Source organism: Pandoraea pnomenusa (genome assembly GCF_000767615.3).
GTDB classification, from domain to species: domain Bacteria; phylum Pseudomonadota; class Gammaproteobacteria; order Burkholderiales; family Burkholderiaceae; genus Pandoraea; species Pandoraea pnomenusa.
This window is the reverse complement of record NZ_CP009553.3, coordinates 1507908-1523974: the sequence shown is the minus strand read 5'-3', so window position 1 is coordinate 1523974 and position 16067 is coordinate 1507908. Positions and strand designations below refer to the sequence as shown.

The 16067-nt window shown below is 65.3% G+C and carries 15 protein-coding genes and 1 pseudogene; 6 read left to right on the top strand and 10 right to left on the bottom strand.

The annotated features are described in order from the left end of the window. Positions 1-120: 120 nt before the first annotated feature. The 9 genes from hutG to LV28_RS30925 form a co-directional block, all read right to left on the bottom strand. Positions 121-1068, bottom strand: coding sequence for a formimidoylglutamase (hutG, locus tag LV28_RS30965; protein ID WP_023594944.1), 948 nt, complete (start codon positions 1066-1068; stop codon positions 121-123). Positions 1069-1081: 13 nt separating this feature from the next. After that, positions 1082-1858: an amino acid ABC transporter ATP-binding protein gene (locus tag LV28_RS30960; RefSeq protein WP_023594943.1), complete on the bottom strand. Its 777-nt coding sequence runs from the start codon at positions 1856-1858 to the stop codon at positions 1082-1084. Continuing rightward, a complete protein-coding gene (locus LV28_RS30955) occupies positions 1855-2523 on the bottom strand; it encodes an amino acid ABC transporter permease (RefSeq protein WP_023594942.1) in 669 nt (222 codons plus the stop codon). Before LV28_RS30955 ends, LV28_RS30960 begins: the two co-directional genes overlap by 4 nt. A gap of 109 nt (positions 2524-2632) precedes the next feature. Then, a complete protein-coding gene (locus tag LV28_RS30950; RefSeq protein ID WP_023594941.1) occupies positions 2633-3370 on the bottom strand; it encodes a transporter substrate-binding domain-containing protein in 738 nt (245 codons plus the stop codon). A gap of 37 nt (positions 3371-3407) precedes the next feature. Then, a complete protein-coding gene (locus LV28_RS30945; protein ID WP_023594940.1) occupies positions 3408-4154 on the bottom strand; it encodes an IclR family transcriptional regulator in 747 nt (248 codons plus the stop codon). Between the two features lie 244 nt (positions 4155-4398). Beyond that, a complete protein-coding gene (locus tag LV28_RS30940; RefSeq protein WP_024788547.1) occupies positions 4399-5982 on the bottom strand; it encodes a class I adenylate-forming enzyme family protein in 1584 nt (527 codons plus the stop codon). A 172-nt stretch (positions 5983-6154) separates the two neighbouring features. Further along, positions 6155-7399, bottom strand: coding sequence for an acyl-CoA dehydrogenase family protein (locus tag LV28_RS30935; protein ID WP_048806418.1), 1245 nt, complete (start codon positions 7397-7399; stop codon positions 6155-6157). Between the two features lie 19 nt (positions 7400-7418). Then, positions 7419-8228, bottom strand: a complete 810-nt coding sequence (locus tag LV28_RS30930) for an alpha/beta fold hydrolase (RefSeq protein ID WP_038618319.1) — start codon at positions 8226-8228, stop codon at positions 7419-7421. Beyond that, complete coding sequence (locus LV28_RS30925; RefSeq protein WP_023594936.1) at positions 8225-9274, bottom strand: 2,5-dihydroxypyridine 5,6-dioxygenase NicX family protein; 1050 nt, start codon at positions 9272-9274, stop codon at positions 8225-8227. The genes LV28_RS30930 and LV28_RS30925 overlap by 4 nt, the downstream gene beginning before the upstream one ends. 160 nt (positions 9275-9434) lie before the next feature. On the opposite strand from LV28_RS30925, the gene LV28_RS30920 reads away from it, so the two are divergent. From LV28_RS30920 to kynA, 5 genes and pseudogenes are all read left to right on the top strand, one after another. After that, positions 9435-9953 (top strand): flavin reductase family protein, encoded by a 519-nt coding sequence (locus tag LV28_RS30920; RefSeq protein ID WP_023594935.1) that lies wholly within the window; start codon positions 9435-9437, stop codon positions 9951-9953. 8 nt (positions 9954-9961) lie between these two features. Continuing rightward, positions 9962-10408, top strand: a complete 447-nt coding sequence (locus tag LV28_RS30915) for a MarR family winged helix-turn-helix transcriptional regulator (protein WP_023594934.1) — start codon at positions 9962-9964, stop codon at positions 10406-10408. Between the two features lie 244 nt (positions 10409-10652). After that, positions 10653-11327: an arylformamidase gene (kynB, locus tag LV28_RS30910; protein ID WP_023594933.1), complete on the top strand. Its 675-nt coding sequence runs from the start codon at positions 10653-10655 to the stop codon at positions 11325-11327. Positions 11328-11409: 82 nt separating this feature from the next. Further along, a pseudogene (gene kynU, locus LV28_RS30905) lies at positions 11410-12662 on the top strand (kynureninase). A gap of 17 nt (positions 12663-12679) precedes the next feature. Beyond that, entirely contained in the window at positions 12680-13636 is a 957-nt protein-coding gene (kynA, locus tag LV28_RS30900; RefSeq protein ID WP_038618323.1) for a tryptophan 2,3-dioxygenase, read from the top strand. 94 nt (positions 13637-13730) lie between these two features. On the opposite strand, the gene LV28_RS30895 is transcribed toward kynA, so the two are convergent. Next, positions 13731-14579, bottom strand: coding sequence for an IclR family transcriptional regulator (locus LV28_RS30895; protein WP_023594930.1), 849 nt, complete (start codon positions 14577-14579; stop codon positions 13731-13733). A gap of 233 nt (positions 14580-14812) precedes the next feature. Here LV28_RS30895 and LV28_RS30890 point away from each other — a divergent pair, with 233 nt between their 5' ends. Next, the gene (locus LV28_RS30890; RefSeq protein WP_023871941.1) at positions 14813-16006 is read left to right on the top strand and encodes an acyl-CoA dehydrogenase; all 1194 of its coding nucleotides are present in this window, start codon (positions 14813-14815) and stop codon (positions 16004-16006) included. The last annotated feature ends 61 nt before the right edge of the window (positions 16007-16067 follow it).

The following is a 16067-nucleotide window of genomic DNA, read 5'->3' as shown; positions in this document are numbered from 1 at the left end:
CAAACGAATAAGGCGGGCGATCGAAGGTTCGATCGGCCCGCCTTATTGTCGCGCAGAACGCCGGCGAACGGCGCAAATAACGCTATATGCCATTCATGCCATTCATACCGTTCATGCGGCTCAGGCGACTGCCTGCGTAATCAGCGGATGCAACAGGCGCGCGCCGACGCGCGCGGTCAGGCCGTCCCGATCGTACGTCGGGTTGTACTCGGCAATGTCCGCCACGCGCAGCTTGCCCGAGCGGCGCACCACGCCGATGAGCGCCTCCACGACCTCCAGCGCAACGCCGTGGGCCGCGGGTGCCGACACGCCCGGCGCCTTTTCGCCCGGCAGCACGTCCATGTCGATGGTCAGGTACACGTGCCGGACCTGCGCGAGCTTCTTCTCGAGCGCTTCGCACATCTGCGGCAGCCGATGCGCAAGCATCGTCTCGTCGAGCCAGTAATCGACATTCAATGCGTTCGCCCGCTCGAACAGCGCGTCGGTGTTGCTGTAGCGGCTCACGCCGAGGCACGCGTAGTGGAACGGCGCCTGACGCCCCGCGAGCAACTGCGAGATCTGCCAGAACGGCGTGCCGGAACTCGCCGTCGGCTGTGCACGCAGATCGAAGTGCGCATCGAAGTTGAGGATCAGGATGGGTTCGTCGCGCAGGCGATCGCCATAATGCTCGGCCACCCCGAGGAACGTACCGTAGGCGATCTCATGCCCACCGCCCAGCACCACCGGGCGCGCGCCTGCGGCGAGCACTTCGGCCACCCGATGGCCGAGCGCGGCTTGCGCCGCTTCGAGCCGATCGTCCGCACAGACGATGTTGCCACCTTCGAACACGGCGGGCGTGCCCTGCACGGGCAGGCTCGCGAGCGCGCGACGCAACATGTCGGGGCCGGCCACGGCGCCCTGACGTCCATGATTGCGGCGCACACCCTCATCACTGCAAAAGCCCAGCACGACGGCACCGCCGGCCACCTGCGCCGCGTCGTAGTCGCGCAGCACCTGGTGCAGACGGAGAGTGTGGCCGGTCTCGCCGGTATCCACGCGGCCTTGCCAGACCGCTCGATCGATTGTCATACGTTTGCCTGCCTTACCGTGCGATGACTGCCTGCAGGAATTCCCGCGTACGCGCCTCGCGCGGCGCGGTGAAGATCTGGTCGGGGGCACCGGCTTCGATGATGCGGCCCTGATCCATGACGACAACCACGTCGGCCACTTCGCGGGCGAAGCCCATTTCGTGCGTCACGACGAGCATCGTCATGCCGTCGTTCGCGAGCGCCTTCATTACCTGCAGCACCTCGCCCACGAGCTCCGGGTCGAGTGCCGAGGTCGGCTCGTCGAACAGCATGACCTGCGGTTGCATCGCGAGCGCACGGGCGATCGCCACGCGCTGCTTCTGCCCGCCCGAGAGCGTGCCCGGGAACACGTCGGCCTTGGCGGCCAGCCCGACCTTGGCGAGCAGTTCGCGGGCAAGCTTCTCGGCATCCGCGCTCTTCATGCCGCGCAGCTTCTTCGGGGCGAGCGTGACGTTGTCGAGCACCGTCAGGTGCGGGAACAGGTTGAACGACTGGAACACCATGCCGACGTCGGTGCGCAGCTTGTTGAGCGCGTTCTCGCCCATCATTTTGCCGTGGTCGACGAGCTTCTGACCGACGATCTCGATGGTGCCCTCCTCGGCGGTCTCCAGCCCGTTGCAGCAGCGCAGGAACGTGCTTTTGCCCGAGCCGCTGGGGCCGATGACAACCACCACCTGACGCGCGTCGACTTCGAAGTCGATGCCCTTGAGCACCTGATGGCTGCCGTAGGCCTTGCCCAGACCCTCGATCTTGAGGATCGGGCCGCCGTATTCTTTCTTCACATCGCTCATTGCACGGCACCTCCGGCACGCAGGGACTTCTCGGCGCGCTGCAGCAGCAGCGTGGTGGTGCCGGTCAGAATCAGATAAACAAAGGCGATCGCCAGATACACTTCCAGCGAACGGTACGACACGCTGATGATCTTCTGGCCTTCGTGCATCACGTCGTGAATCGTGAGCAGCGACACGAGCGCGGAGTTCTTGATCAGCGCAATGAATTCGTTACCCAGCGGCGGGATCATGCGCACGATCGCCTGCGGCAGGATCACCGAGCGCATGGCCAGGCCATAGGGCATGCCGAGCGAGCGGGCGGCTTCCATCTGGCCGCGCTCGATCGACTGGATGGCGCCACGCACGATTTCCGAGACATAGGCGCCGCTGTAGATGCCCAGACCCAATACACCGCACATGAACGCCGGCAGCAGAATGTTGAACTGAGGCAGACCGAAGAACAGGATGAAGAGCTGCACCAGCAGCGGCGTGCCACGAATGAACGTGACGTAGGCGGTACAAATGCCGTAGCGAATGCGATGCGCCGGGTTCAGGCGGCCCATGCCGACCAGCAAACCCAACACGCAGCCCAGCGCGAGGGCGCAGGCCGTTACCTCGACGGTAACGAGCGCACCTCGCGCGAGGTCCTGCCAGTTGGCCCACACCGGCGAAAAATCGAGTTCCATGCGTACTCCGTCAGTTGCTCTACTGCCTTATTGCGATATTGCTTCGGCGGGCGCCGCCCTCACGTCGGAGGTCGCGGCCCGCCCGCCAGATGTTACGTACGCGGCGCGCTTACTTCGCGGCGCCGAAATACTTCTTGACCAGCTCGGCATAGGTGCCGTCGGCACGAACCTTCTCGAGCGCCTTGTTCATGTCGTTGGTCAGTTCGGTGTCGCCCTTGCGCACGGCAAAGCCATAACGCTCCACGGTCAGCGTCTTGTCGAGCACCTTGACGCTCGGGTTGGCCTTCGCGTAAAGCAGCGCTGCCGGCTTGCCGGTCACGGCGGCGTCGGCGCGGCCGATCTTCACGAGTTCGAACATCTGGTCGTTCTTCTCGACTTCCACGCGCTCGACCTTCGGGAAGTTTTCCTTCAGGAACTGCACCGACTTCGTACCCACCTGCACCGACACCTTCTTGCCGGCGAGATCGGCCGGTTCCTTGATGGTGTTGTTGTCCGCCTTGACCATGATGGCCAGGCCGCCGGTGTAGTACGGGTGCGTGAAGTTCACGACCTTCAGACGCTCATCCGTGATGTAGATCGCCGAAGCGGCCACATCCACGCGCTTGGACAGCACCGCCGGAATCAGGCCCTTGAAGTCGATATCCGTCCATTCGACCTTCTTGCCCATGGCCTTGCCCAGCGCTTCGATCATTTCCACGTCGAAACCGGTGCGCTTGCCGTTTTCCACATATTCGAACGGCGGGAACGTCGCGTCGGTGGCAACGCGCAACACGTCGTCGGCGGCGAAAACTTTGCTCGAGCAGGTGACGGCCAGCGCCATCGTAAAGAGGATGTGACGCAATTTCATCTGGTACTCCTTCGTGTAGTCTCGGTCGGATAACCGGTTAAAAGTACTGCAATCGATTTGAAATACGCTCGGCTGCGGCCACCGTGAGGCGGATCAGCTCTTCGTGGCGCTGGGCCACACGCACGGCGGGCGCCATCAGGGTGATGGTGCCTTCCAGACGTTCCTTGGCGGCGAACACCGGGGCCGACACGCCCCAGACGCCGAAGTCGACTTCGCTCTCGGACACCGCATAGCGCTGCTTGCGGATCTCCTCGATCTGCGCCGCCAGACGCTCCTGAGCCACCGGCTGGCCCGCGAGCTGGCGACCGATCAGGGTGTCGCGCGTGGCCGGCGGGAGGAACGAGAGCAGCGCCTTGGCCGATGCGCCATGCACCAGCGGATGCGCACGCCCCTTGGCGAACGAACAGCGCAGCGATTGCTCGCTCTCGTGCATGTCGAGGCAGACGACCTGCCCGTTGGCCGCCACGAGCAAACCGACGGTCTCGCCGGTGCGCTGCACGAGGGCTTCGATCTCCTCGCGTGCCTGCGTGACGAGATGCGAGTTGTGATCGAATCCCCATGCCAGTTGCACGCCGACCGGTCCCGGTTCGTAGAGCGCCTCGTGGGCATGCTCCTGCACCAGGCCCCACTTCTTGAGCGGGACGAGGTGGCGGTAAACCGTGGAGAGCGGCAAACCCGTTTGCGCGGCGATCTCGCGTGCCGCGATCGGTCGTCCATGACGCGCCACGGTCACAAGGACCTGCAGCACGCGTTCGGAGACCGAATGCGCTTCGGTGGTGTCCATCGTCTTGAAAACAGAAGAAAGCAAAAAAATCAGCGGACTAGACCGCCGATGACGACATGGGCGCTATCTTGCGATGCAATTCCCAAACTCAAAAATACGATTCTCATGGGATGGTAACAAATTGGGAGATTACGCATAGGGATTTTCCCTTATGCATCGCGGAAGCTATCCAGCAAAAAGCGCCGAACCCTTGTCGCGACAAGGTGTTCGGCGCTTTTAAGCGAAAACTGAATAAAACTTCTGATTAGCGACCGTGGGTTGTGTTTTGCGAATCGGGGGTGTCGGATAGCCACCCGATGAGAATCGGTTTCTGCACTTTCCCAAGGGCACTCTTGGGCAGCGTATCGATCATGACCACGCGTCGCGGCAACTTGAAGCGCGCGATGCGCGTGCCGAGAAACGCCAGCACGCTCTGCGGCGTGGCCACGACGCCGGGCGATTCGGGGCCGTCCTGCGCGACACCGGTTGCCGCGGGCACGATCACGGCCACAGGCACTTCCCCCCACTGCTCGTCCGGCACGCCGACGACTGCCGCCTCGAGCACGCCCGGGCAGTCGACGAGCGCATTCTCGATTTCCGCCGGATAGATGTTCTCGCCGCCGGAGATGATCATGTCCTTGCTGCGGCCCACGACCTCGAAGCAGCCGTCGTCGCGCAAACGCGCCAGATCGCCCGAATGAAACCATCCGTCGCCGAACGACGGGTGGTTCGGCGCGCGCCAGTATTCGCGCATCACGTTGGGCGCTCGCACGAGGATCTCCCCCACCTCGCCCGGCGCGACATCGTGCCCGGCGGCGTCGGCCAGGCGTACGTCCACACCCGGGCATGCGCGACCCACGGCGCCGGAGTGCGCCTTCGCCTCGCCAAAGCGCAGCGCGATCGACACCGGGCCGGTCTCCGTGGCGCCATACACCTGGCCCAGCGGGATGCCGCGTGCATGAAAGGCGTCGATGGCCGAGAGCGGGATCACACTCGAGCCGGCCATCACGCCGCGCAGCGAAGACAGATCGGTCGACGCCCACGCCGGATGCAACTGCACGGCGCGCATGGTGGCCGGCACCATCAACGAAAGCGTCGGACGGTACCGCTGAACGTCCGCGAGCCAGGCCGCCGGATCGAAGCGAGGATGCAGCGTTACGCTCGCGCCGCACAGCAGCGCGGGCAACGTCTGAATGCACAGTCCGCCCACGTGGAACATCGGCAGCGTGGACAGCACGTGATCGCCAGGGGTCATTTCGTGCGCCCACCAACTCGCCCGCGCGTTGGCCAGCAGACCGGCCTGGGTGTGCAGCGCCCCCTTCGGCTCGCCAGTCGTCCCCGACGTGTAGGCAAGCAACACGGGGGCGTCGGGGGCAACGTCGGGGTAGTCGACCGGCTTGGCCGACGGCACCGCAATGAGCCCTTCGAGCGGCGCGATCGCCGGGGGCGGAAGTTCGATGACGGCGTCCTGTTCCAGCCGATCGCGAATCTGGCGGGCCGCTTCGCGATGCATGGCGTCGAACCACAACACGCGTATGCCCGCATGGCGCGCGATGGCGGCCAGCTCGGGCACCGCCAGACGGAAGTTCAGCGGCAGGAAGATCGCGCCGGCGCGTGCGCAGGCGAACAGCAGCGCCAGTTGCAGCTCGTCGTTCAGCCCCAGACACGCGACCCGGTCGCCCGGCGCGATGCGCCAGGTCTCGCGCAAATGGCCGCCGACGCGCTCGATGCGTCGCCACAGCGCCGCGTAATCGGTGGTCAAGGCTTCCTCGCCAACGCCGCAGCGCAACGCCAGCCGTTCAGGCGTGGCGCGGGCGTGACGGACGAGCGCTTCTACGAAAGGCGTCAACTTGTGCTCCGTAACAAGGAAAACGATGCAGCGCCCGCGACGATCCCTCGCGGCAGATCGTCACGGCGACGACATATCTTCGGCGATTTCGGTGCCTGTCGGGATGCGCGGGGATGCCCAGGGATGCCCAGGGATGCGCAAGGAAGCGTAGGCACCGCCGCGCCCGCAAGACTTACTCGTCGCGCTCGCCCGGTTCGTAGAGCGCTTCGCGGCCGATGCGATCGAGACACAGCTCGGCCGTCCAGGGCAGCATCAGGGCGCCGCAGCGCGAATCGCGGTACATGCGCTCGAGCGGCAGCGTCTTGAGCATCGACTGTCCGCCGCAGGTGCGAATGGCCAGCCGGCACAGCTCGTTGGCATTCTCCATGATCGTGTACTGCGCCGCATAGGCACGCAGGCGCGCTTCCTTGCCCGGATCGGCGCGGCCGTCCTGCAATGCACGCAGGAACAGCGCGCGCGTTTGCTCGAGCAGGATGTGCATTTGCGCGACGGCGATCTGCTTGGTCGGATACATGCGGCGCTTGACCGGCGCGCCCATGCCGGGCGCTTCGCCCCGCAGGTACTGGATGGTGAAATCATAGGCCGCCTGGGCGATACCCATGTATGTCGGCGAGAGCGTCATGAACATGTGCGGCCAGCGGCTCGCGGCCTGATGGTAGATGCCGCGCGGCATCAATTGCAGCTCGTCGGGCACGAACACGTCCTTGAAAAGCAACGTGCGCGAGACCGTACCGCGCATGCCCAGCGGATCCCAGTCACCTGTGACGGTCACGCCCGGCGCGTCGCCCGGCACCGCGATGTAGAACGTGTCCTTCATCGACAGCTCGGGCTTGTCTTCGGTACACAGCACGCCGTAGTAGTTGGCGGCCCCCGAGAGCGACGCGAAAATCTTGCGGCCATTGATCTTCCAGCCGCCCTCGACCTTGGTGGCCGTGGTGCCGAACGGTGCCTTGCCCGCCGCCGCGGCGCTGCCCTCGGAGAACGGCTGTGCGTAAATCGCACCGTCCTGGATCACCCGGGCGAAGTGGTGCTCGCGATAACGCGCATGCTCGGCGCGTTGCTCGGGCGTCATGTCGAGATCGTCGGCGAGAATCCCCGTCCACATCATCGAGCACGTGTGCATGTTGAAGGTGAGCGCCGTCGCACCGCAGTGGCGGCCCAACTCGGCGGAAACCATCATGTACGTGGCGAAGTCGGCGCCCAGACCGCCGTCCGCTTCGGGAATGCACAGCTTGAGCAAGCCGGCGGCGCGCATGTCGTCGTAGTTCTCGAACGGGAACGACGCTTCGCGGTCCCAGCGCGCGGCGCGTGGCGCGAGCGACTCGCGCCCCACCTGCTCGGCCAGCGCCAGCAAGCGCCGCTGCTTGTCCGTGAGCGGGTAATGCTCGCCGACGATCGAAGGGGGCTGATAGGCCACGGTAGTCTCCTGGAGGGTTCTAGAGTGTTGCGAGGAAAGCGCGCACTTCGGCGTCGAATGCCGCCGCATGCGTCAGATTCATCAGATGCCCGGCGCCATCGAGACAGACGTAGCGCACACGCGCCCGGTCGTCGGTGATGGCCTCGGCCATGCGTGCCATGACCTTTGGCGGCGCGTTGGTGTCGTGTTCGCCCGCGACGAGGAGCACCGGCACGGCGAGCCGCGCGAGCGCCGCGCGCTGCTCGAAGCCGACCAGCGCCTGCAGCGCGGCGCGATACGCCTCGGGGTTGAGCGCGCCCATGGCGTCGACGGCGAGCGCGCAGGCAGCGTCGCGCGTGACATCGTCCGGCTCGCCAAGCATGCCGGGCACGATCGACTGCGCCATCTCGCGCAAGGTCTTGCCGGCATCGAGCGGCGCCGTGCGCTGGCGCACGAACTCACGCTGGAAGTCGCCGTCCGGCTTGCCGAACGCCGGCGAGGTGCCGCACAGCACCAGCCCGGCAATGTCTCGCGTGAAGGGCTCGCCGCGCGCCATCAATTCCTGTGCGACCATCCCGCCCATGCTGTGCCCCACGAGCACGAATCTCGACGGCCCCAGCGTGTCGAGCAGCGCGCGAAGGCTGTCCGCCAGCGACGCCATCGTCGGCGCGGCGGGCATCGCGCTCTCGCCGTAGCCCGGCATATCCCATGCCACGACACGGTATCCCGCGTTGACGAAGGTCTCGAATTGCGCGGGCCAGACATCGCGGTTGCCGCCAATGCCGTGCAGCAGCACGAGCGTCAGCGCACCAGCACCCGACACGCGGCAGGCAGGCACGTGCGGGCTCATGATGCGAACTCGCCCTGCAAACGCCCGTCGCGCACCACGACGTCGCCGTCGAGCGCAATCGTGCAGTGCCGCAGTGGCAAGTCGAAGTGGCCCAGCGTGTGACGGCCCGCTACCTCGTTGGCACCGGTGGAATACAGGAAGTTGCCGGCGAACGCGCGCTGCTCGGTGCCGTTGCAATCGCGTTTGTCGTAGCATGCGAGCGCGTCCCAGCGCGCGCGCGGATTCAGGCCGAAACCGACGTGCGAGACCGCATACGCTTCGCGATCGCCCCATGCGGCAAAGTAATCGCGCATCAAGTCGACGTCGACGCCTTCGCCGTCGATCGCCACGACGTAGTCGTCCTCGATGTTCAGGACGATCCGGTCGCGCAGATATTGCTTGAACGTGAGGTTGATGTCGCCGGGCGCCAGCACGAGCTGTCCGTTTACGCTGTGCGCGGCGGGGAACGCCAGGGCCAGGCCGCCGGGCCAGTGCGCGACCTGTCCCGGCTTGGCGCACCAGCCCCACACCCCGCCGACACGCGCGTCGCGCAGGCCGATACGAAGGTCCGTGCCCGCGCCGGAACTCACATGCATTTGCTCGGCGCCGCGCAAGCGCTTGATCGCCGCGCGCACCTTCGGCTCGAGCGCCGGATCGGTCGCGCAGCGCTCCAGGATTTCGGGATGTTCGTTGGAGACCATCAGCACGCGCGCGCCGCCGCCGAGAATCTCCGGCAATTCGGGAGCGTGAAGCAGGCCTTCGACCGTGCAGTCGACGACGAGCGTCGCAGCCTTGAGCGCGGCGACGACCGGTGCCAACCGACCGAGCGCGTCGCTCGCGCCCGTGGAGCGCACCGGCACAGGTGCACTCACGCGCGGGCTGGGCACGACAAGCCGGAAGGGCCTTGCGCCAAGCGATTCGGCGGCAAGCTGCGCCAATTCCACGTTGACAGGCCGGGATTGCGTTTCGGCTACAATCGCCACCACATCGCCGGGTCGTATGTCGCAGCGCCGCAAGGTCTCGGCAAATACGTCGATCCACTTATGCTCGATTCGCTCGATCAGCATATCGTCTCCTGAGCGTTTGACCCTCCCGCCCGCCAGGGGCTGCGCCCCGTGGCGCACTGTCGGCCGTCACGCGTCTTGTCGATCTGTTGTTCGTGCCATAGTATATGAATATTCATACAAATCAACCCGATCAAATTTGCCGGACGGGAGTGCAGGGACAGTGAACGCCAAACGCGCCGCAGCGCCGGATTTCGACAGCGCAGCCTTTCGCAATGCCCTCGGTCAGTTTGCCACCGGGGTCACCGTGATCACCACGCGCGCCGACGACGGCTCGCTCATCGGCATCACCGCCAGTTCGTTCAATTCGGTCTCGCTCACGCCGCCCCTCATTTTGTGGAGTCTGGCCACGCGAGCAGGCAGCATGCCGGTCTTTCGCGAGAATTCGCATTACGCCGTGAACGTGCTGGCGGCTGATCAGCTCGACATCTGCAAGCGCTTTGCCACGATGAAGGGCGATCGGTTCGCGGGCGTGCCGTATACATTGTCCGCCTCGGGCACGCCGGTGCTCGACGGCGCGCTGGCCTGGTTCGAATGCCACAACCGCAGCCGCTACGACGAAGGTGACCACGTCATTTTCGTGGGCGAAGTCGAGCGATGCGGCGTGCATGCCGAGGTGGCCGAGCGCATGCCGCTGATCTTCCATGCCGGCGGCTTCCACAAGCCGCAGTCGCTGGGCTGAGTCGCCTCATGTCCGCCGCCGGCGCGCCGTTCGTCGACGACTATCTGGCGTACCTGCTTGCGCGCGCGAGCACGCTGGTCTCCGACGAATTCCATCGCGAAGTGGCAGCCGCCGGCTTCGGCGTGCTCGAGTGGCGCGTGCTCGCCACGCTCTCCGACGGACGCGCGCGCACCATCAATCAACTGGCCGATATCGTGCTGGCCAAGCAACCGACGCTCACCAAGGTCGTCGACCGGCTCGAAGCCGCGGGCGACGTCGTGCGTGGCGCGAGCGCCACCGATCGCCGGCAATCGCTCGTCTCGCTCACCGACGCGGGCGTCGCGCACGTGGCGCCGCTGCTGGCCAGCGCCCGCCGCCACGAAGCCAGCCTGCTGGCCCGCTTCGGACAAGACCAGTCGGCACTGCTCAAGGACGCGCTGCGCGAACTCATCGAGCAGATGACCCACCGCCCGTAAGCGCGGCTGGCGGCCGTCGCGCACCGAATCCGCGACCGCGCGAAGTCATGAAGTCGCGAAGTCGCATTGAATTCGACCAATTTCAAAATCACTCGAAGAATTGACCAAAAAATCATTGAAATTGTCGGTTTAATTTCAATTCATCGGCACACACTCGTCGAATACGCAAGCACCTGCGGCGCGGAATTTCCTACACTATCTGGGACTCTTCTTCCCCCGGATCGCCTCGATAAAGCGCTCGCGTATGACAGATTTCACCGCTTCGGCAACACCCCGCACGATCGGCGCGCGTGAGCGCCGCGTATGGGACATCAGCGCACCTTTATCGGCGCAAACCCCCGTATGGCCCGGCGACACGCCGCTCACCGAGACCCCGGTCTGGCAGATCGGGCCGGGTTGCCCGGTCAATGTGGGACGTATCACGCTCTCGCCGCACACCGGCGCTCACGCCGACGCGCCACGCCATTACGACGATGACGGCGCCTGCATCGGCGAAGTCGACCTCGAGACTTACCTCGGAGCGTGCCGTGTGGTGCACTGTGTGGGCGCCTCGCCCCTGGTCACGCCGGAGATGGTGGCGCCGCACCTGAGGGACGTGCCGCCGCGCGTGCTGCTGCGCACCTACGCCCAGGCGCCGCTCGCGCACTGGGACAGCGAATTTTGTGCCGTGGCGCCCGAGACCATCGACCTGCTCGCCGCCCATGGCGTGAAGCTGGTCGGCATCGACACGCCGTCGCTCGATCCGCAGCAGAGCAAGACGATGGATGCCCATCATCGCATTCGCGCGCACCGCATGGCGATTCTCGAGGGCCTCGTGCTCGATGCCGTCGAGGCCGACGACTACGAACTCATCGCACTGCCGCTCAAGTTCATGCGACTCGACGCAAGCCCGGTGCGTGCCGTACTGCGCACGCTGTAACGCGCGACGTTCCGCTCGCCGGACTTCCGCCCGATTTCTTTTGCCTTTACCAACTGAATCACTGAATCACTGAACGCTAACCATGGCATCTTCTCGCAACGATTGTCTGGCCCTCGACGCGGCCGATCCGCTCGCCCCGCTGCGTGCACAATTCGACCTGCCCCCGGGGTGATCTACCTCGACGGCAACTCGCTGGGCGCTCGCCCGATCGCCTCGCTCAAGCGTGCGCAGGAGGTGATCGCGGCCGAATGGGGCGTCGGGCTGATCCGCAGCTGGAACGAGGCCGACTGGTTCGCGCTGCCGCGCACGCTGGGCGACGCCCTTGCACCGATCGTCGGTGCGGGTAAAGGCGAAATCGTGGTGACAGACACCACGTCGAGCAACCTGTTCAAGGTGATGGCTGCCGCGCTCGATGCGCAGCGCAGTCGCGCACCGCAGCGCAAGGTGATCATCTCGGAGCGCAGCAACTTCCCGACCGACCTGTACATCGTGCAGGGCCTCACGCGTTTGCTCGACGACGGCTACTCGCTGCGCCTGGTCGACACCCCCAACGACCTGCAGGGCGCCCTGGGTGACGACGTCGCCGTGGTGCTGCTCACGCATGTGAACTACCGCACGGGCGCCATGTACGACATGGCCGCACGCACGGCCGAGATTCACGCGGCCGGCGCGCTGGCCGTGTGGGACCTGTGCCATTCCGCCGGTGCGGTGCCCGTCGATCTGAACGGCGCCAATGCGGACTACGCCGTGGGCTGCACGTACAAGTACCTGAACGGGGGCCCTGGCGCGCCGGCGTTCGTGTGGGTCAACAAGAAGCATCAGGACACGTTCTGGCAACCGCTGTCAGGCTGGTGGGGGCATCGCACGCCGTTCGCCATGACACCGGAATACACGCCGGACAACGGCATCGGCCGTTATCTGTGTGGCACGCAACCGATCGTCTCGCTCTCGCTGGTGCAGTGCGGGCTGGACATCTTCGCGCAGACGTCGATGGACGCGCTGCGCCGCAAGTCGCTCGCGCTCACCGACCTGTTCATCCAGCTCGTGGAATCGCGTTGCGCCGAATTCCCGCTCACGCTCGTGACGCCGCGCGATCACGCGTCGCGGGGGTCGCAAGTGAGCTTCGAACATCCCGAAGGGTTTGCCGTGATTCAGGCGCTGATTGCGCGCGGCGTGATCGGCGACTATCGGGAGCCGCGCATCATGCGCTTCGGCATGACGCCGCTTTACACGAGTTTCGCCGACGTGTGGGACTCGGTCGAGATTCTGCGTGACGTGCTGAGCACGGGATCGTGGGACAAGCCCGAGTTTCATCGCCGCGGCGCGGTGACTTGAGAGAGGAGTCAGGCAGCATGAGCAAGACCACCGCCCCGCACGACGCGCCGCAAACGCCCTCGAAGACCACGGAAGCCTCGCCCGCTCAGGGCGGGTGTCCGTTCGGGCACTCGGGCGCGGACGCCCCGGCCGCGCAGGCCACGTCCGCCAACGCCACGCAATGGCACGACGCCACGCTCGACTTCTCGAAGCGCATGAGCTACGGCGATTATCTGTCGCTCGATCCGATCCTGAACGCCCAGCATCCTCGTTCGACGGATCACAATGAGATGCTGTTCATCATCCAGCATCAGACCAGCGAGTTGTGGATGAAGCTGGCGCTGTACGAACTGCAGGCCGCGCGCACGGCCGTGCATCAGGACGAACTGCCGCCGGCATTCAAGATGCTCGCGCGCGTGTCGCGCATTCTGGAACAACTGGTGCAGGCCTGGAGCGTGCTGGCGACGATGACACCGTCGGAGTATTCGTCGATGCGCCCGTCGCTCGGCAGCTCGTCGGGCTTCCAGTCGTACCAGTACCGGATTCTGGAGTTCATGCTGGGCAACAAGAATGCGGCGATGCTACAGCCGCATGCGCATCGCCCGGACCTCTTCAAGCAGGTCGAAGCCGCGCTCAACGCGCCCTCGTTCTATGACGAGGTAGTGCGCCTGCTCGCGCGGCGCGGTTTCGCGATTGCGCCGGAGCGCCTGGAGCGCGACTGGACGAAGCCCACGCCTCACGACAAGTCGGTCGAGGCCGCGTGGCTGGAGGTGTATCGCAACCCGTCGCAGCACTGGGAGCTGTACGAGATGGCCGAGGAACTGGTCGATCTCGAGGACGCTTTCCGTCAGTGGCGATTCCGTCACGTGACGACCGTCGAGCGCATCATCGGTTTCAAACAGGGCACCGGCGGCACGAACGGCGCCCCGTATCTGCGCAAGATGCTCGACGTGGTGCTTTTCCCCGAACTGTGGCACGTGCGCACGCTGTTGTGATGCTGCCCTGATCCACGCGGGCGTTGATTCGCCTGGATCGGGGTGGGCGCCGTTGCCTCGCACGAAAGGCAGCGGCGCTGGTCCGCCTGCGCCGTCAGGCCTGCCCGCTCAGACGCGCTGCGAGTTGCTTGAGCCGCGGCCCGATCTCCTCCCGGAACACGGCATCGGGAATCGACGACGACGGCCCGCTGCAACTGATCGCGAGCCATCGATTCTGCCTCACGTCTCTTAGCGGTACCGCCACCGCGTTCACACCCTCGTGCCACTCGCGAAACGAGTAGCAGCACCCCTCCCGCCGGTACGACTCGATCCCCTTGTCGACGCCCGCCTTCAGGGCGTCCCAACCGACGTTGCGCAGCGCCGCCGGATTGGCGTCGTACGCATCGTGCAGGTCCGAGAGCATGGTCTCGCGCTCGGTCGGCGTCATCGCCGCCAGATAGACGCGCCCCATCGAACTCGTCAGCATCGACAGACGCGAACCCGCCGTAAGGCCCAGCGTGAGATGCGCCGAATCGCTTCGAATCGTCTCGAGATACATCATGTCGATGCCCTCGCGGCAGCCCAGCGAAATCGAGCACCCCATCTCGCGGGCCAACGCCCGCATGTGCGGACGCGCCAACGTGAGCATGTCGGTACCGCTCAGGAAGGCATACCCCAGCGCCAGGACGCCGGCGTCGAGCGCATATTTGCCCAGGTCGGCGTCGTAGCGCAGATACCCGAGTTCGGTCAGCGTGTAGGCAAGGCGACTGACGGTGGCCTTCGGCAATCCCGTGCGCGCGGCAAAGTCGCGATTGCCCAGCAAGGCGTCGTCGGGGCCAAACGCCCGCAACAACTCGAGACCTCGGGCCAGCGCCGTGACGAACTTGCGCTCGTCATGCGAAGGCGGCACGCCATGCGCCGGCGCACCGGAGAAGGCTGACAGGGATGTTTTGACCACAACCATCGCGCGCTCCAATCGAGAAGGTTTGCGCCAGTGCACGCACTGGCCGTTGCCCGGCAAAAAAGTTTAGTGCTAAACTAACTTCGATTTCAGAACATTGTTCCGCATTGCGGAACTTTAGTCAAGTCGTCGAGCCGTTCCGGCAGATCAGGGCGCGGCAGTGACGGCCGGGGTCCCCGGCGGGCGACGACGATTGGATTCGCGTATTTTTTCGAGAACATCGGAGGAGAAAGGTCATGGCAGGCAACGCACAGTTTCATTGGGAAGATCCGCTGTTGCTCGACGCGCAGCTCACCAGCGACGAGCGCATGATTCGCGACGCCGCAGCCGCCTACGCGAACGACAAGCTCGCGACGCGCGTGCTCGAGGCGTTTCGTCACGAACAAACGGATGCGTCGATTTTCCGCGAGATGGGCGAGATCGGCCTGCTCGGCCCGACGATTCCCGAACAGTACGGCGGCCCCGGTCTGAACTATGTCGCCTACGGGCTGATCGCGCGCGAGGTCGAGCGCGTCGATTCGGGCTATCGCTCGATGATGTCGGTCCAGTCGTCGCTCGTCATGGTGCCCATTTACGAATTCGGCAGCGAAGCGCAGAAGCAGAAGTACCTGCCGAAGCTCGCCAGCGGCGAGTGGATCGGCTGCTTCGGCCTCACGGAGCCGAACCACGGTTCGGACCCGGCCGGCATGACCACGCGGGCCAGGAAGGTCGCGGGCGGGTATGAGCTCAGCGGCAGCAAGATGTGGATCACGAATTCGCCGATCGCCGACGTCTTCGTCGTCTGGGGCAAGCTCGCCGACGAGAACGGCGAAGAGAAGATTCGCGGCTTCATTCTCGAGAAGGGCTGGAAGGGGCTTTCGGCGCCGGCGATCCACGGCAAGGTCGGCCTGCGCGCGTCGATCACCGGCGAGATCGTGATGGATCAGGTATTCGTGCCGGAAGAGAACCTCATGCCGGGCGTCTCTGGCCTGAAGGGCCCGTTCACGTGCCTGAACTCGGCACGCTACGGGATTGCCTGGGGCGCGCTCGGCGCCGCCGAATTCTGCTGGCACACGGCGCGTCAGTACGTGCTCGATCGCCAGCAATTCGGCCGCCCGCTCGCGGCGAACCAATTGATTCAGAAGAAGCTGGCCGACATGCAGACCGAAATCACGCTGGGCCTGCAAGGCTGCCTGCGCCTGGGCCGCATGAAGGACGAAGGTACCGCCGCGGTCGAGATCACCTCGATCATGAAGCGCAATTCCTGCGGCAAGGCGCTCGACGTCGCGCGCCTTGCCCGTGACATGCTGGGCGGCAACGGCATCTCCGACGAGTTCGGTATCGCGCGCCACCTCGTGAACCTCGAAGTGGTCAACACTTACGAAGGCACCCACGACATTCACGCGCTGATTCTGGGGCGCGCCCAGACGGGCATCCAGGCGTTCTTCTGATCGATTCGGAAGAACGGGGTCGCAGGGCCTGTCCACGACCGTGGGCGGTCGCTGCGACTTG